Below are 16,960 nucleotides of genomic sequence, written 5' to 3' on the forward strand. Positions count from 1 at the left end.
TTTGTAACTCTACATCCATTGCCCTACTTACCTTTCAGGGTTTTTTCTGTTCATTCTTTTATTCAGAATACCCGGAAAGTGACAGAAGAGGGTTATAGCAAGCGCCAAGGCAGTTAGGACGCTAGACGTAGGACATACTCCATCGCATCGCGTAGACACTCAAACTGGTCAAGTTGCTTACGAATCCGACTTTTGAGCCAAGACCAACATCGCTCAATCCTATTGAGGTCCGGTGAATAAGCAGGTAGGTATAACAACTCACAGGCGGCTTCCTGAATTAGTTGCTCAATGCGACCCCCTTTATGAAACGTGGCATTATCCATGACCACTACCTGCCCCGGTTTCAGTAGAGGAATTAAGCTCTGCTTCTAACCAAATCTCAAAAACAGTCCGATTGCAGGAGCCAACAACAGTAAAGGGAGCCATCAGTTGTCCAATACAATCAGCCGCAATCATATTTACTCGCCCCTGGCGTCGTCCTGACTTCAAGGCATGAAACCGTTGTCCTCTTTCATTCCAGCCATAAGCGTAGTCTTCCCGATTGTCCATGCCCGCTTCATCCACATAAACAATCACTTCTTCCTCATAGGTTGCCAATTGCTCTCGGAATATCTGCCGTTTCACCTCATCTCGTTCTTGGTAGCCGTAGGTCTTTTTTTTCGCGTGAACCCAATTTTCTTCAACCCTCGTGAGATTGTGCGTTAGCAAAGCTCGCCGCAGGCATGGCTGATGTCGCCCTCCCACAGTTGAGCCATCTCTACCTGGGTTTTATCACTATGAGATTTAGCAAAAGCCCGAAATTCATCCTAGTCTGTGATGCAAGTGGTTGTTTCCAGGCGGGTGGTTGGGCAACGGCAGAACATCTCCAGTTTCAGCTTTGCGCTGCAACCATAAGTTGATCGTGTTGCGGCTGATGTTGAACAGTTCACTGGCAACGCTAGTCTTGAGTCCATCTAACTCGATCGCTTGAAGTACTTTCTGACGGAAGTCATAACTGTATGGTTTATGCATAAGTAGATCAGACGATAGCAGGTCACGATAACATCTTTAATCTACGTCCTAACCGCCTTATCGGTTGCTATATTTAAAATTTTGTCTGATAGATATCGAAATCGTCACCGACGTTTTGGCTTAAGGTCGAATTTAATTGCAGGAATTTATAATCACGAAATAGCCATATAAATCGATAATAAATCAAATTTATTAAATAATTTCAGTTATTAATCAATAGCTGAAACAACGTTTACTGCCATTTTTTAGTTAGCGATCGCCTGATAATACTTGCTCGAAAAAATTTATAGAGTCTTACTATTTGAATTGCCCAAAGCTGGAATTACAATAACCCTTGATTATACCACAAAATATTTATGCAAGAGTTCTCAGTTATCGAAACAAGAACTGGTAAAGATAATCATTGAGCAGAGCAAGGCGCTACATGAATTACAGAAAATAATTGTAGAACTACAGCAAGAAATAAAGTGTTTAAAAGTCAGTAGAGATTTAGACAGTAAAAATTCGTCAAAACCGCCATCTGGGGACATTCTCTTTAAGAGCGAAAACAAAAAAGCACCACCTCAAGAAGAATCGAATCATCCAAAAAGAAAACCAGGTGGGCAGCCAGGACATACTGGAAGAACCCGTAAGGGGTTTGGCAGAGTAGATCGTTGTGAAATCTTACGTCCAGAGGATTGTGTTTACTGCGGTCAAAAAGCATTTGCGACCGTGGCAGTAAAAGTAGAAAAACAGTCTGTAGCGCAATTAGTGGAATGTCCCATTGAAATAGTGGAGTATCAACGCCATACGTGCGTGTGTGAATGTTGTGGAAATATACAAACAGCCTTCTGGTCGCCAGATATGGTTCCAGGGCAAGATTTAGGAATCTCTTTACAAGCATTTTTAGGATGGGTAAATAATTATGCACATATGCCCTATGAAAAACAGCAAGAAATGCTATGGGAACTGGGACAAATTGATATTGGGCTAGGAACTTTAGTAACAACCAACGAACGAATACAACAAGCAATTGAACCGAGCGTTAGTGAGTTAAGTAGTTGGGTAAAACAGACACAACCGAATGTTCATGTGGATGAAACACCTTGGTCTGTCAAAGGAATAAAAGAATGGTTGTGGGTAGTTGCTAATTCTCATTTCTGCTTATTCACAGCAGCTGATACTCGTTCTAGAGCCGAATTATCAACTATTTTAAAAGCTAAATATACAGGTGTACTTAGCAGTGATGATTTTAGTGTTTACAATGGCTACCCAGTTTTTGCCCAACAAAAATGTTTAGCTCATCTACGTCGTAACTTCAAAAAATTAATCTTAATTCCAGGTCTTTACAACCAAGCTATTGGCAAAGCATTTGTTGATTTAATTGATGAAGCCTTTAGGAATTATGCTCACTGGTTTGAGACTCTTGACTCCAGCAGTTACAACGATTGAGTCAATCCATTCAAATCTAAATTACAACAAACACTCGATGGCTGGATTAACTTAGCCGGAGCAAAAGCCGGTCAGCTTTTACGTTCTTTGCGCGATAAAGCAAATCAATGGTGGTATTTCCTTGACCATCCTGAAGTTCCTCCTAATAACAATCAAGCTGAACGAGAGTCCTTCAGACACGCTTCGCGAACGCTTCGCTTGGCTGTGACAAAACGTAAGGTTAGTGGTGGTTCCCGTTCGATGGAGCGGTTTCAACATACTGCTCATTTGTTGACGGTGGTGCAGACTTGTCGCCGTCAAGGTAGGTCTGTCATCGATTTTTTTGTACAAGCTCTACTGGCTGATTCTATTAGTTATCAGTCTCTTCCGTCTCTGCTTCCTAAATATTAGACCTGAATCCTTACCAAGAAAGTTGATTTCAGTCCCCACCTTTAACTTCGTAAAGATAGATTTATTCTGTATTCATCTCTGTCTTTTAGAAAATGATTTTGGTACACACAATGCCAAAGTTATTGTTCTTGCTGCCATAAATAAAGACATTGATAGCCATAGTAAATGATTACTATAGAAATACCTTGATATAATTGCTGATGGAATAAAACCGATTACAGTGGCTTTCAGCATAGCTTGACGAAGTGTATGACCTTGAGTCAACCCGATAAAATAACCGTCTAGCGCATAAGCGACTGAGCCAAAACCTAAAACTGGTAACAACCAAGGAATATAAGAGCGTAAATTATTGATAATTTCAGTATGATTAGTCAGCAATCTTAACAATGATTCTGGGGCAAAAATAAATGCAATAGCAAACATTAATCCTATAACCAAGCTACTGACTACAGAAGTTTGCAACAGTTGTTTTAAAGAAGTAATATTTCCACTACCTTGAAAAATTCCAGCCAAGCTCTCAGTCGCAAATGCCAAGCCATCAATGAAATATGCTGCCAAGCTCACCACTTGCATCAGCAGGGTATTTGCCGCCAAAATTTCAGTTCCTAACATAGAACTGAGGTTGCTAAACATCGCCATTGTCGAAATTAAAGCGAAAGTCCGAATAATAATTTCTCCATTCAGCATGAAAGCTGATTTTAAGGCAGACAGGTCAAATACTTCCCCAATTAAAGCTTGTATTTGTTTAAATGAAATTGTTTGACAATATAGCAAAGTACCTACCATTAGCATCAGATACTGACTAGTGGCTGTCGCTAACCCAGCTCCTCTACTTGACCATCCCCACTGAACAATAAATAGATAATCAAGTAGTACATTTGCACAATTGCTAATAGCTGAAAGCAACAACACTTTACTACTTTGTGCAAGTCCAAGAAACCAACCAATTAAGACAAAGTTAATCAATGTTGCTGGGGCACCCCATACTAAAGCATTATAGAAATCAACTCCAGAACTTTTAACTTCTGGTGTCGCACTTAAAATTGCAAACCCTAATATTTGTAAAGGTTGTTGAAATATCAGGATGGTGAGTCCTAATATCAGTGCTAAAATTCCATGCTGTAAACCAATCAATACTGCCGATTGCTTATCTTTACGCCCTATAGCCTGTGCAACCATTCCAGTTGTACCCATGCGTAAGAAACCGAATGTCCAATAAATATAATTAAATAAAATTGTTGCTAGTGCCACACCTGCTAAATGACGAATCTCCGTTAAATGCCCTAAAAACATTACATCTATTAGTCCTGCCAACGGAACCATTAGATTTGAAAGGACATTTACAGATGCAAGTTTTAGAAAATCGCGGATGAATACTGAACGTTGAGCAAAGATAGACAAAATTAGTAAATCCCTTGACCAAAACAATGACCTACATTGGAGTTATTTTTTCAGCTTAACCGAACAGTATTGTAACAAGTCTAAGTATCTCATCAGTCGTGAGCTTGTCTCAAAGCCCAGTATATACCCGATGGTTAAGAGCGATCGCCTGATTTAATTTTGAATTCACCAACAGGAACGGGGGATAAATGCAAAGTTTTGTGAATATTTTTGTAAAAATGCAGACTTTATGATTCTTGTTTGATCATCCTTTACCCTGTTGATAAGGAGTATAACCAATACTCTGTTATAACTTAACAAAGCAATACTTTAGCAAGTAGTCGCTACACATAATGAAAAACAAGTTATATATTATTGACTAAGTTATTTAAAGCTGACTTAGCTACTGATTCTGCTCGTGAAGATGTGATTTTTTGGTAGCGTAAGGTAGTTTGAATATTTTCATGCCCCATCAGCGCTCGTAGCTCCTCAATTGCCATCAATCCTACCCGTTCAGTCGCAAATGTATGCCGCAAGATCATGCAGCCGAATGCCTTTGAGTTCATGGCTTTGGTTAATTACTTTTCTCCAGTCTGCACTCACTGCTTCATAACTTACTGGCGTTATAACTTTGGTCATTGGGTGCTGGGCGGTAAATAATGCTCTGGATGCGGAGTGACGATAATATATTATATAGTCTTGTAAAGCAATTTCTGCATCTTCACTACAAAAACACCAGCGTTGTTTATTGCCTTTACCTACTACCTGGAACTTGCGTTGCTGCATATTTATGTGTGCTAACTAAGCGTGAAAGTAATTCTCCAATCCTGGCTCCACTACGATGCAGCAAGCGGACTATCGTCTCCAGTCTGGCGTTAGATTTTTTTACTAAGTCATACAAAATATTTAGCTGTAATGGCGTGAGATAGCGTATTACCTCGTCTGTCTTGTGTTCTCCTCGTTGTCGTTCTGGCTTCCTCCGACTTAAACGGCTTGCTGGGTTTGATTAAATGTGGCCGCAATCTACAGCAAAATTAAATAAAGCGCTGATTATCGCTTGATGGCGATTATGCGTTGTGTAGTTTAAATCATCTAAACTTTGGAGATAATCTTTCAGCAGTTGACGGTCTACTAACTCTATAAGTAGTTCTGCCATGCTCTTTGAGCAAAGATAGTAACGTTTGTTCGTAAGATTTTAGTGTACTGGGAGCTAATCCATCTCGTGAGAGGAATGCTGTAGCAAGTTGTGCTAATGTAGTTGTCATATTTTACCTATTTTCGGACTAAAAGCAGCGTATGATATTCAAAAAACATATTTAGCTAAGATAACTAAGCATATATTTTAATACATACTAAAAGCATGGATAACACCCCTCAACCCCAAGAATCGTTGGCAGAGTACGTTAAAAAGATGCGTTTGCCCTGGGTAAATTCTTGTCTTAGCGAATAATTGCTTACTTGACAATTAATGCTACTTTGATCGTAGAAGTATAATTTAGCAGCACTTGATTCAATTTTGCTTCATTGAGATGCAGATGATCTGACAATACCGCAGAGATAACATCCCGAAAATCAGTAGTAATTGCTAAGTCCCTACCTTGATAAAGTTGGGCTGTAGACAGACCAGGCCATTCACCGTAAACTTTACCACCGCGAATTTTACCGCCCAAGACCCACATAACATTCCCATGACCGTGGTCAGTACCACCGTTATCATTTTGCTTAACTGTACGACCAAACTCGGACATCACAACAATTGTCGTATTCTGGTAAACGTTCTCCAAACCTTTAATCAAAGCTGCTAAACCTGACCCCAATTTTTTTAAGTTCCGAGCTAACTGTCCTTGAGTGTTACCTTGATTGACATGAGTATCCCAACCTCCCAAAGCCATAAATCCTAGCTCAATTCTAGAATCTTTGAGCATTAGTTGTGCCAATCGTTGGGCATCGCCAGCGAAGCCATCAGGTAAAGGCGCACCATTATTCGCCAAATGCATTTCACTATCCAGATCCTTCACGATCGCTTCATGCACCATCCGTCCTTGGCGATAGGTCTGACTTAGGGGATCATTACCGCCATAAAGTTGGTCAAATGCTGCTGCTAATTGAGTCCGATCTATTGGCAAAGCTCTGCTAGCATTTCTCCCTGATGCGATGTTAGCTACAGGCATCCGACCAGAAAAAATCCCGGGTGTTGTTTCTCCAACACTGACTGCTTGGATGGGTGTTTTTTGAGAAATTACCCCTAGTAAACGATTCATCCAACCATCCTGAGTATGTTTGTCACCAGGGGTAGCGTTTTCCATATACTGTTGAGCATCAAAGTGAGAACGAGTTGGATCGGGGGAACCACAAGCATGAACAAATGCCAGACTATTCTCCTGCCATTCGGGCATCAGAGGAGCTAATGCTGGATGCAAGCCAAAGCGCCCATCTAAATCTATTACTCCCCCTTCCTTCCCTGGTTGGGGAATCGCAATTTGTGGTCGGGCTTGATAGTAAGCTGTTTCTGAGTAAGGAACTACAACGTTTAAACCGTCTACCGCCCCCCGAAGAAAGATTACAATTAAGCGCTTCTGGTCGCTGTTTGGGTTCGCGGATCTAGCTACAATAACATTGCTACCTATGGCTGTGATGGCGGTAGCTGAAAAAATTCCACTTTGGATGAGAAAATTACGTCTTTTCATCTTTAAAAAGTATTAAATTACGATCGTTTTCAATTTGGTAAAATACAAGTTATCTCTGTCCTAAGAGGGCATCTTGCTCGCATTTGGCTATGAGCCGGGCAATAGAGAATTTTTTTTGGAAGTCTGTAGCTAACGCCGCATAAATTCTGGACTGCCTAAAATTAAAACACTGCGGATTTGAGGGGAACTAGAGGCGATTGCCTTTTGCGTTTTCACTGAAAAAGAATTGCCCAATGTATTGGTTAGTTGCGAAGCATCTATAGGAATACTGGGGGATTTTTGTAGTGTCCTGTCGCCCTGTTCCATATTTGTTGGGATACTTGATAAGGGTAAATTTCCATTGGCGATCGCAGTCGCAAAGCTGAGGCGGCGGTTCATCGCGTCGGGATTTAACCACACATCTGCTGTATTTTTGTAACCATCTGGAGTTTGACAACGGTATAGAGGCATTGCTAACTGTTGCAGCAGGTTGGAGATGGGTCTTGTGTTATTCACTTCCATACCTGTAGCCCGCACCGCGGAGATCGCGTATTGAAGTGGTGTTTTAAACTTGGCATTAAGGTTTTTTGTATCCCAGAATTCCCGGCTGTGGAATAGGGTGTTGAGAACCTCACGAATATTGCCATCAGTGGCAAGATAACGTTGTGTGAGATTGTTTACCAGAGAAGTGGGGGGGTGATCGCTGACAAAATATTCAGCTATTTGATAGCTGATGTGACGTGCAGTTGCCGGACTTCGAGCCAAAATATCCAAAGCTTCCTCCCCTTGGGCTTCACCACCGCTTTTAATTGTTTGTCCCAGGAAAACTTTGTCGCTAAAATCATGACGCTTCGGGTTGAAGTAAAACCCAAAATTATTATCTGTCTGCTGACCGGGACGACTGAAACCCCAACCACTTAAAATCCGCGCTAGAGCAATCACATCTTGCTGAGCATAACCTCCATCCACGCCGAGAGTGTGTAGCTCCATCAGTTCACGGGCATAGTTCTCATTCAAACCTCGGACATTCCCCTGAGCATCGGGGTGGCTGTCAGCCCGATTTTGGAAGTTGTCTAGATAATACTGCATGGCTGGATGATGAGCTGTTGCCCCCAACAGATCGCGAAAGCGACCCAAAGCGTAAGGTCGAATCGCCTGTTGTTCATAAGCTCCTACCCAGAGGCTAACGCGTCCTTTAGCAGCATCTACATTAAAATGGTTATACCAAAAGTCCACCATTACTTCCTGGAGTTGTCGCTTACTGCTAGTTGCCTCTAATAACCGTGCTTGGACTGCCTGATCTAGCACCTGTTTAGCCCACTTATTGGCAGCTTTTCTTTCTTTAAGGCTGGGTTTTTGTCCTGGGAGATGAGTTGTGCCATGTTCTGATAGTTCCACTGGATTCAAGTGGAGAGTATCTAACTGGTTTAGTTGGCTGGAAAGACTTTGCGGTTCGGGAATGGAGTCGGGTGAGAGTTGCTCTTGAATATACTTTTCTACACCCATAGATTCCACTCTTTGCACATCTCCCGGAGCAGGGCCAAAGCTGAGACGATTAATTATATGTAATACTTTTGGGTCAACAGGTGTGGAAGCTGCATTACTGGGGTAAATTCCTCCCAGTAAGATCAACAGCAACAATACCCAATATTTCGGCTTCACAATCATAGAGTTAATTGTGCTGTGCTGGAGATGGAGGATTTTTCTTATACATCTGTTCGGCAAATTTTTGCCGTTGCTCTGGGTTCAAAATTTCCCGAATCGCAAGCGTATTCTCAAACTGGGTATCAGCAAGCTGCTGCTTTACAAGCTTGATTTGGTTATATTTACCACGCACTTGCTCTTTAGTAGCTGTCCCTGCAATCAGGTCATGTAATTCCTGTTGCCCAAGACGTATTTCCTGTGATTTTTGGGCTATCTGCTGTTTGGATTGATTACGAATTTCTTTAATCTGTTGCAGTTGCTGGGATGTCAAATTCAAATCCTTGAGCCATCCCCCGGATTGACCACGATTTGGATGAGGTACACTTGTGGGGCTTTGGGCAATCACTTGGTGTGAAAGTAAAGTTGGTTTTGCCATAGCAATAGTGCTACCAAGGACAATCATCGCCACCGCCAAAATAGAAACACGACTACAAAACATCAAAGCGCTCTCCTATTCAGTATCTGAATCTGTAAAATGCCATACATCACTTTCCAGATGTTCGTTACTGACTGTACCTTGCCAATTGCTTTCAATAAAAGTTTCCAATGTGGCAAGTTCAGCCGGACTCGGTTGAGTCGGGATAAAGGCACGGTAGCCAACTATAGCAGCTACTAATCCAGCAGCAACAGGCAGAATTAATCTCAGGCTTGAATAGTGGCGTAAGGGTGCTTGAGGCGAAGTTTTCAGCTGTTGTAAGATTTGGTGTTCCAAATCAGGCGAGGCTGGTGGAACTTCTGGACAATGTTGACAGAGAAAATTAATTAGGTCAGAATCATCATTGGGGAGCTGAGTCATAGCTGTACTCCTTGGTTTTGGAGAAATTGACGCATGGCAGCACGAGCATGGAATAGGCGTGACTTAACTGTTCCCAGAGGAATATCTAGGATTTGTGCTACCTCTTTTTGAGGTACTTCTTCCAAATCATGCAAAACCAATATCGTGCGATGGTCAAAACTTATGTTTGCCAGTCCCCGTTGCACAAGGTCTTGATAATGCAGATTCATTAACTCTGGGGCTGACTGTTGGGTAGGAGTTTTTTCACTTAGAATCTGTAATTGAGTTCGCCTTTTAACATCTGCCTGTCGCTGGTCATAAGCCAGGTTCCAAGCGATTCGGTACAGCCAGGTGGAAAATTTTGCTGTTTGGCGAAACTTGGGCAATCCTTTCCAGGCTTGCAGAAACACTTCCTGCACCACATCATCCAGGCAGGCAGGAGTACAGAGTTTGTAGAGGATTGACCTCACTCTTTGCTCATGGCGACGGTAAAGCTGACCGTAGCTTTGGGTATCACCCCGCAGGCACTGCTGTACTAGATAACTATCAGATTCGCTTTCTGATTCACCAATCAATTGATTTGCTTTATTAACCTTGGCTGGCACAACTAACACCTGAGGCGTTCTCCTCTATCCGTTTCGTTGCTTGTATTCATTAGACCGGATGAATGGGAAAAAGGTTCAAATGGGTTAGAAGTTGGGACATAGGCAACACCTTTTCAAAGTAACTACGGTTCTGAATACGTAGCAATTCATTTTCTAATGTCTTGTACTGCATTAACAATATCTGGCATTATGCAGGTTGTGCCTACTCTAGCTGTATACATTTTGCCTTCAAAATGCATTCAACAATTGAGCAACCTGTGTAAATTATGACTATATATTAAGTAAATCCAGAACCACGCCACACAACGAGCAATTAAGAACACGGCTGGTATTTTTTGAAAGCCGTCTGCCCTAATTGAACCTTTTGTAAAAGAAAGAAGTCTAAAACTATAGATTTCTGGTTCCATAAAAGGTATGTCTTTATGAACATGAAAAGAATTCTCTCATCTTGTTTGTTAGGCGTTTTGCTAACTTCGAGTGTTTTAGCAGAGCGTGCATCTGCTCAAGTAGAAATAATTTTGGGAAACGATCACCGACATGAGTGGCGCGAACGAGAACAAGCCAGGCAGGAATGGCTACGCAGAGAGCGTGAAGAACGTGAGCACCGTGAATGGCGACGTAGAGAATATGAAAAACGTGAATGGCGCTCTAGACATGAGTATGACTATCGATACTAAATCAGTTTCGTTAAGGGATTAGCACTTAATACACTAGATCGATAAAAAGTAGAAGTCCGCCAGTACCTTCCCTTGTTTTGTGAGATCACAGGAAAAACCTTCAATAGGAAATGGCACGCTTGTAAAGCTGAAATTTTTGTTATGGCTGGGTGTAAGGGGATAAGGAAATAGGGGTGTAAGTGAAAGAACTATCGCGTGAAATCGAGCGAGATCAAAGCGAGTCAACCCAGATTAAGTTTTTCCCTACTACCATACAACCCCCATACCCAAAAGCCAGTTACTTGAAACGTTTGCGTTTATCAAGCGTGCCATTCTAACAAGAGGGTTTATCTAAACTCGCAGCTAGTTCAACCAGGAAATAACTATTAATGGAGGTGAATAATTCAATGAGTAAAATCCGTAAATGCCAGTCGGTATCTGGTTTACTGCTTGGGTTTGAAATGATGATTAGTGCAATTGCACCTTTAGTGATAGCAGCACCAGTACTAGCTCAATCCAAGTTTACTGATGTTCAAAGCAACTGGTCTCAATCATGTATTACCCAACTAGCAAGCCAAGGTATTATCAGTGGATACCCGGACGGGACTTTTCGACCCAATGCCTCTGTAACTCGAGCTGAGTTTGCAGCAATGATTAGTAAGGCTTTTTCTAATGCACAAAGGACTCATAATCCAGTTCAATTTGTCGATGTGCCTGCAAATTACTGGGCATATACTGCGATTGAAACAGCTTCTCAAGCAGGATTTTTGTCAGGCTACCCCGGTCAGGTTTTCAATCCTAGTCAAAATATTCCTCGCGCTCAAGTAATAGTTGCTTTAGCTAGCGGCTTAAATTATTCTCCAACTCAGTCTGCGACTACGACATTGAATGCTAATTTTACTGATGCAAATACAATTCCTAGTTATGCCGACAGTGGAATAGCAGCAGCAACTGAAAAACATCTGGTTGTGGATTATCCAGATGTGAAGTATCTCCATCCTAATCAATTAGCTAGTCGGGCTGAAGTGTCAGCTTTTTTGTGTCAAGGTTTAGCTAGCTCTGGACAAGCTTCTAGTATTCCTAGACAGTATATTGCAGGTTTAGGTAGTTCCTCAATAACAGGACAGCTGCCATCTGGAACTTCTATTCCAGTTAAGTATCTTGATGCAAAACGAATTGTTGTTAGTCCCAAGGAAACTTCACCCTTAACATTAACGGTTGCAACTGATATCACTAATAATCAAGGAAGCGTGGTAATTCCTGCTGGCAGTCAAATTCTCGGGCAATTGCAGCCCGTAACTGGTGGCTCCCAATTTGTAGCTAGTCAGTTGATTATTAATGGTCAGCAGCTTGGGATTAACGCCTCTTCGCATTCAATTACAACTACACAAGATGTGCGTAGTCCTAACTTTACAGCGATTCTTTCAGATGCGGCAGTCGGCTCGGCTGCAGCAGCTGGAATTTCTGGGATAACGGGTAATAAACATATTACCCTTGGTAAGGTATTGACTGGTACCGCTGTTGGTACAGCGGTAGGAGCAAATCAGAATCGCAACGTTCTCTCAACTTTAAGAGATACAGCAATTGGGGCAGGGGCAGCGGCTGGAATTTCTGGACTCACTGGGAATCGCTCTATTTCTGCGGGAAAAGTCATCACTGGTGGGGCAGCTGGTGCAACAATTGGGGGCATTTTTGATCACAGTTCCACGAATCAAGTGGTGGTGATTAATCCCAATACCGACTTAACCTTAACGTTAAATAGCGACCTCAGCAGATAAACTCAGGGTACGCTAACGCCAAAATGCTCCCGGCTTGCTTTTACCAGCGCGATCGCACTTGTAAAAAAGCCTCGCTAGCTGCACAGTTGCTCCCTTCAACAGTGAGTCTAGGCGTTGGCTATGCCTACCTAACAGTGCGTCTGGCAGAGTTGGCAGTAAACTACAGAGATATGCCTCCGGTACACTACGCGATCGCTTTTGTGGCGGGAAAGAACGAATAAAAGCTTAATCGGAAAGGGATATTTGAGCGTGATCGGCAAGCAGTCAGATGAGCAAACACACAGCCCAATGCCCGCCTTATCTACACAATTGAATTAAAAGTATGAGGAATTAAAAATGTGGCTGACCAAGGTTGATCATATACAACTAACCTATCCTGTAGAAGTTGAAGAAAAAATAGTAGAATTTTATACAAAAATTCTGCTCCTCCCAGAAATTGAAAAGCCGCTCTCACTTAGGGCAAACAGGGGAAAATGGTATGTCTTGGATAACATGCAATTACATATTAGTAGAGAGCAGGTTAAGAGAACAAGCTCAAAGCAGCACGTTTGTTTTGTTGTAACCAATTTAAATCAGTTCAAGGAATATCTTTTGGCATACCAGATCGAAATTGTCCCTGATAAGCAACCACTGAAGGGATGTGAGCGTTTTTATATATTCGACCCAGCGGGTAACCGTCTAGAAATCGCTAAATTTACCGAGGTATAATGGCATTGCACCGAGATAGCTGTAATAAACCTGCAAGATGCTTTCAAAAGGCTTGATTTCTCGTTACCGAACAGAGCTTTTTTCACCCGATGGTAACAAATGATCAAACCTTGACTGAATTTGGGTTTTCAGACCTTTTTACCGGTATTTACATATATCTTTTCGGAGTTAATGAATTCAGTTATAACTGGTTTTCCTATTGTCTTAGGAGGTTGTGGTCTATCTCCTGTGGGTTTTGGATCTGGTTGTGGGCTATCATTCTCACTCATATTGATTTATCTCCTTTGTAGCTTTAATTATTTGGTCATTTTCAAGATTTTTTGTTTGGAGTTGGTAAATCTTGAAGTTCAGTGAATGCAGTCAGTTTATATGATGACAATTATGACTTCAAGCGATGTCATCTCAATTCCGTAATTCTATTGAAAATTTTGCGCCTACTAAGAGAAGCTACAGTATATACCTTGTGGGGGGGACATTCAAAAGCTTGGCTTTTCGTAGGAGTAGCCAAAGCAGAGAATTGTTTCACGGCACAGGTACAGGTACACACTTGTAGGACATGGAATGCTGAGGAAGCAAGCCTATTAACCAGGCTTGGCGATAACCCAACTCACATAAGCAGTAAAAGACAATTTCTAATTATTTCATATTAACTTGACGCACTTATGACAAACTTATAACAAAAGTATGACCAGAGATTTTTACTGAGCAGCCTGTTTAAAATTAGGAAATGAAAGAAACTTATCCAAATAAATAATGGTCAGAAAATTTTGACAATCAAGACTCATAAATGAGGAAATTTATTGTATGAATCGGATTTTTTATCAAAGCTTACTGGGATTAGCTGGTGTATCATTTTTACTGAGTTCATTTCAATTAGTAATAGCGCTTGTAGCCAATGGTGATAAATACTTTTAGTTTTATAATTTTAGCAAATTAAGTATTTTTTATTAAGCGTCATCTAAGTGCCATATATTAGTCACAAAAATGCCATTAGTATAAGTTATTTTATAGTTATTTTCTTAAAAGTGTTGGTTAGTATTACTCCAAAGTCAGATAAAATTTTGGCTAAGAGATGATTTGAGAGTCAGCTATTGTAGATTAACTTGTTTGTTTTAAATCCGAATGACAAGCACAAATTGTCTAGTGTGAGGAGTGAGTGTTAAAAGAATGCCAACAGGAGAAAACCATTCAGTGAAAGGCTTCAAAGAGGGTAACAAAAATACTAAAAAACTTACACTTGGACGTTGGCTGTGGTCTGGGGTAGGGATGAGTGCCATAGCAATCATATCAGCGATCGCAGGAATCCTGTTAGCAGTTTCTTTCACCAGTAAACCTTTGCAGAAAACTCAGTTAAATCAACAACAGCAAGCAGTGTTTGATGGAGAGGGGATTACTGGGAGTGGACTACAATTTTCTGGATTAAGTCGCCCGGTGAACATTTTAGTTTTAGGGATGAGTGTGCTGCCACCAGACATTAAAAACCCGCCCCCTGAAACGCTACACATGAGATATCAGCCCGAATTAAATTCCTTTGATGGTCTATCTGATGTGATGCTTCTACTACGATTTGAGCCAAAAAAGAAAAAATTAGTTATGCTTTCCATTCCTAGAGATACGCGCATAGAGGTGTCTGGGCATGGCATGACCAAAATTAATGCTACCAATGTTTATGGTGGGCCGGCTTTGACCAGTACAGCAGTCAGTAATCTCTTGGGTGGAGTGGGAATTGATCGGTACATCAGAATTAACGTTTTGGGAGTTAGCAAGTTAGTCGATGCCTTAGGTGGTGTGACAGTCTATGTACCAAAGAAGATGAAATACCGAGATGATTCTCAGCATCTATACATCAATTTGAAAGCAGGCAAGCAACATCTCAACGGAGACCAAGCGCTGCAACTTTTGCGCTTTCGCCATGACGAATTAGGAGATATTGGTCGCATTCAACGGCAGCAAATGGTGATTAGTGCCTTAACCGATCAAACGCTCAACCCAGCCACACTTACTCAACTGCCTAAAATTCTTGACATAGTTAAAGAACATATAGATTCCAACTTAACGGTAGAAGAGTTAGTGGCACTGTTAGGTTTTATGGTGAAAACTACTCGTTCTAATATGCAGATGTTAATGGTGCCTGGTCGTTTTAGCGAAAAGAAGGAGTATGATGCTAGTTACTGGATACCAGACAGCAGGCGCATTCCTGCCATGATGGCTGAGTATTTTGATTTGGACTCAGCAGCAAAACCACAGGTAGCCCATCATCCAGCTAGTTTACGAGTTGCAATTCAAGACAGCACTGGCAGCAATCATGCTAACTTGCGTCCACTAATCAAAATCTTGCAAGAAGCTGGCTATAGTAATATTTATGTTACTAAAAGCTGGGGTGAGCCTTTAGAAGTAACTCGGATTATTGCCCAACAGGGAGATAGTGACAGCGCTCAATCAATTCGCGACACTTTAGAATTAGGGGAAGTCCGAGTGGAAAGCACTGGCAATCTCTACTCCGATATCAGCATCCAGATCGGTAAAGATTGGTTGCAACTAAGAAAAAGTATCTAATAGCGTTTAAGAATTTGGATTTGAGATTTGGAATTAGAAATCGCCTAGTTGTCAAATCTACATTAATTGTGAACGCTAATTTTTTAGATTAGTCATACTTTTGTCAGAGGTTTGTCATAGTAACATCAATGTAATATATTTAATTTCAAAAAGATGTATCGGAGCAGAATATCTGTTTAAACAGCAATTAGTAACAGTTTTTTTGAGATGTAATTCTTTATACAGTTACTACTTTCTATCTTCCAGAGTACAATATCCATTGATAAAGCTATGATGTTTGATTTATTTTTATCGACTGTCTCTTGTGCAAGTGATGTCGATTTAGGTTTTCTAGAATTGAGTTGGTTAAAAATAGTTTTTTTAGGAATTGTACAAGGAATTACTGAATTATTACCCATTAGTAGTACAGCACATTTACGAATTATTCCGGGATTACTAGGATGGCAAGATCCGGGAAGTGCTTTTAGTGCAGCGATGCAGTTGGCGAGTATCGCGGCTGTAATTAGTTATTTTTGGCAAGACTTGAAAAAATTAACAGGTGCAACGGTGAGGGCGATTTCTGAACAAGATTACAGCAACCAATATTTTCGTTTAGCAATTGGATTATTAATCGGTACAATTCCTATTGCTGTTGCAGGTCTTTTACTAAAAAAAAGTCTCAATGTTTGTAATTCTCCTTTCCGCGCTCTGATAGTGGTAGGAATATCATCAATTGTGATGTCTTTGTTGCTAGGAATTGCAGAGAGATTTGGGAAACGCGATCGCGTTTTTAGTCAACTATCACTAAGTGACGGGATTTGGGTAGGAATTTGTCAAGCATTAGCTTTAATTCCAGGAGTTTCTCGTTCTGGTTCTACCTTAACCGCTGGATTATTCTTAGGAATGGAGCGAGAAACTGCTGCTAGATTCTCATTTTTACTGGGCTTGCCAGCCGTGTTTCTAGCAGGAGCGTTAGAACTCCATACGCTTTTCAAAGCTGGACTTGATATCAATGGTTGGATAACTTTAATTATTGGTTTAACTACAGCTAGTATTTCTGCTTTTGCTGCGATTTATAATTTACTTCATTATTTAGAAAAATACAGTACTTGGGTATTTGTTTGGTATCGTTTGGCGATGGGAATATTTATGGTAGTTAGTGTCGTTACTGGCTTTTTACCCAATTGAGTTTTTAAGTATTCATGAGTGCTGAGTGACTAAGAGAGCGAAACGGGAGGATTGAAGTAAGGACACTCAGTTGGAATAGTGTACTCTGTACCGAATGGCACTCTTGTAAAAAGCTGGGCATTTTCTTACGAGT

15 protein-coding genes and 3 pseudogenes are annotated in these 16,960 nt (G+C 41.1%); 8 read left to right on the forward strand and 10 right to left on the reverse strand.

Going from position 1 to position 16,960, the window contains the following annotated elements; translation table 11 throughout:
• Nucleotides 1–113: 113 nt before the first annotated feature.
• Nucleotides 114–1,011 (reverse strand): annotated as a pseudogene (locus tag V7K48_RS02490) (IS630 family transposase).
• A gap of 72 nt (nucleotides 1,012–1,083) precedes the next feature.
• Here V7K48_RS02490 and V7K48_RS02495 point away from each other — a divergent pair.
• Together V7K48_RS02495 and tnpC are read left to right on the forward strand one after the other, a co-directional pair.
• A pseudogene (locus tag V7K48_RS02495) lies at nucleotides 1,084–1,182 on the forward strand (IS5/IS1182 family transposase); the annotation flags it as partial.
• Between the two features lie 156 nt (nucleotides 1,183–1,338).
• Nucleotides 1,339–2,832 (forward strand): annotated as a pseudogene (tnpC, locus tag V7K48_RS02500) (IS66 family transposase).
• A gap of 72 nt (nucleotides 2,833–2,904) precedes the next feature.
• Here the strand turns inward: tnpC and gntT are convergent.
• The 9 genes from gntT to V7K48_RS02545 all read right to left on the reverse strand — a co-directional run bounded on the left by gntT (nucleotide 2,905) and on the right by V7K48_RS02545 (nucleotide 9,962).
• On the reverse strand, nucleotides 2,905–4,233 hold the full coding sequence (gene gntT / locus V7K48_RS02505) for a guanitoxin biosynthesis MATE family efflux transporter GntT (RefSeq protein ID WP_335069291.1): 1,329 nt from the start codon (nucleotides 4,231–4,233) through the stop codon (nucleotides 2,905–2,907).
• 344 nt (nucleotides 4,234–4,577) lie between these two features.
• On the reverse strand, nucleotides 4,578–4,748 hold the full coding sequence (locus V7K48_RS02510) for a hypothetical protein (RefSeq protein ID WP_335069293.1): 171 nt from the start codon (nucleotides 4,746–4,748) through the stop codon (nucleotides 4,578–4,580).
• Nucleotides 4,726–4,998, reverse strand: coding sequence for a hypothetical protein (locus V7K48_RS02515; protein WP_335069295.1), 273 nt, complete (start codon nucleotides 4,996–4,998; stop codon nucleotides 4,726–4,728). Before V7K48_RS02515 ends, V7K48_RS02510 begins: the two co-directional genes overlap by 23 nt.
• 302 nt (nucleotides 4,999–5,300) lie before the next feature.
• Nucleotides 5,301–5,477, reverse strand: coding sequence for a hypothetical protein (locus V7K48_RS02520; protein WP_335069297.1), 177 nt, complete (start codon nucleotides 5,475–5,477; stop codon nucleotides 5,301–5,303).
• A gap of 189 nt (nucleotides 5,478–5,666) precedes the next feature.
• A complete protein-coding gene (locus V7K48_RS02525; protein WP_335069299.1) occupies nucleotides 5,667–6,899 on the reverse strand; it encodes a DUF1501 domain-containing protein in 1,233 nt (410 codons plus the stop codon).
• Between the two features lie 129 nt (nucleotides 6,900–7,028).
• Nucleotides 7,029–8,546, reverse strand: coding sequence for a DUF1800 domain-containing protein (locus V7K48_RS02530; RefSeq protein ID WP_335069301.1), 1,518 nt, complete (start codon nucleotides 8,544–8,546; stop codon nucleotides 7,029–7,031).
• 4 nt (nucleotides 8,547–8,550) lie between these two features.
• Nucleotides 8,551–9,021: a Spy/CpxP family protein refolding chaperone gene (locus V7K48_RS02535; protein ID WP_334725034.1), complete on the reverse strand. Its 471-nt coding sequence runs from the start codon at nucleotides 9,019–9,021 to the stop codon at nucleotides 8,551–8,553.
• Nucleotides 9,022–9,033: 12 nt separating this feature from the next.
• Entirely contained in the window at nucleotides 9,034–9,378 is a 345-nt protein-coding gene (locus V7K48_RS02540) for a hypothetical protein (protein ID WP_335069303.1), read from the reverse strand.
• Nucleotides 9,375–9,962, reverse strand: a complete 588-nt coding sequence (locus tag V7K48_RS02545; protein ID WP_335069305.1) for a sigma-70 family RNA polymerase sigma factor — start codon at nucleotides 9,960–9,962, stop codon at nucleotides 9,375–9,377. Before V7K48_RS02545 ends, V7K48_RS02540 begins: the two co-directional genes overlap by 4 nt.
• Before the next feature lie 422 nt (nucleotides 9,963–10,384).
• Here V7K48_RS02545 and V7K48_RS02550 point away from each other — a divergent pair, with 422 nt between their 5' ends.
• The 6 genes from V7K48_RS02550 (at nucleotide 10,385) to V7K48_RS02575 (ending at nucleotide 16,827) form a co-directional block, all read left to right on the forward strand.
• Nucleotides 10,385–10,639, forward strand: coding sequence for a hypothetical protein (locus V7K48_RS02550; RefSeq protein WP_335069307.1), 255 nt, complete (start codon nucleotides 10,385–10,387; stop codon nucleotides 10,637–10,639).
• Nucleotides 10,640–11,025: 386 nt separating this feature from the next.
• Nucleotides 11,026–12,396 (forward strand): S-layer homology domain-containing protein, encoded by a 1,371-nt coding sequence (locus V7K48_RS02555; RefSeq protein ID WP_335069309.1) that lies wholly within the window; start codon nucleotides 11,026–11,028, stop codon nucleotides 12,394–12,396.
• A 23-nt stretch (nucleotides 12,397–12,419) separates the two neighbouring features.
• Nucleotides 12,420–12,617 carry a hypothetical protein gene (locus V7K48_RS02560; protein ID WP_335069311.1) on the forward strand — a complete coding sequence of 66 codons (198 nt, stop codon included), beginning with the start codon at nucleotides 12,420–12,422 and terminating at the stop codon, nucleotides 12,615–12,617.
• A gap of 115 nt (nucleotides 12,618–12,732) precedes the next feature.
• Nucleotides 12,733–13,104, forward strand: a complete 372-nt coding sequence (locus tag V7K48_RS02565; RefSeq protein WP_335069313.1) for a bleomycin resistance protein — start codon at nucleotides 12,733–12,735, stop codon at nucleotides 13,102–13,104.
• Between the two features lie 1,167 nt (nucleotides 13,105–14,271).
• Nucleotides 14,272–15,660: an LCP family protein gene (locus tag V7K48_RS02570; RefSeq protein ID WP_335069315.1), complete on the forward strand. Its 1,389-nt coding sequence runs from the start codon at nucleotides 14,272–14,274 to the stop codon at nucleotides 15,658–15,660.
• 270 nt (nucleotides 15,661–15,930) lie between these two features.
• Nucleotides 15,931–16,827 carry an undecaprenyl-diphosphate phosphatase gene (locus tag V7K48_RS02575; RefSeq protein WP_335069317.1) on the forward strand — a complete coding sequence of 299 codons (897 nt, stop codon included), beginning with the start codon at nucleotides 15,931–15,933 and terminating at the stop codon, nucleotides 16,825–16,827.
• The last annotated feature ends 133 nt before the right edge of the window (nucleotides 16,828–16,960 follow it).

This window comes from Nostoc sp. (assembly GCF_036919615.1).
Classification (GTDB): Bacteria; Cyanobacteriota; Cyanobacteriia; order Cyanobacteriales; family Nostocaceae; genus Nostoc.